This window comes from Staphylococcus sp. HMSC068C09, assembly GCF_001813735.1.
Classification (GTDB): Bacteria; Bacillota; Bacilli; order Staphylococcales; family Staphylococcaceae; genus Staphylococcus; species Staphylococcus hominis.
Genome location: NZ_KV813708.1, coordinates 1 through 216 on the forward strand (window position 1 = coordinate 1; position 216 = coordinate 216).

The 216-nt window shown below is 40.7% G+C and carries 1 rRNA gene; it reads left to right on the top strand.

The window, feature by feature from the left end:
* Positions 1 to 105 precede the first annotated feature (105 nt).
* Positions 106 to 216: ribosomal RNA gene (locus HMPREF2930_RS00010) — 16S ribosomal RNA — on the top strand; the annotation flags it as partial.

Sequence of the window (216 nt, forward strand, 5' to 3'; positions counted from 1 at the left end):
GAACATTGAAAACTGAATGACAATATGTCAACGTTAATTCCAATAAAGTAACTTAAATGTTACAAACACTATTTAGTATTATGAGCTAATCAAACATCATAAATTTTTATGGAGAGTTTGATCCTGGCTCAGGATGAACGCTGGCGGCGTGCCTAATACATGCAAGTCGAGCGAACAGACGAGGAGCTTGCTCCTTTGACGTTAGCGGCGGACGGG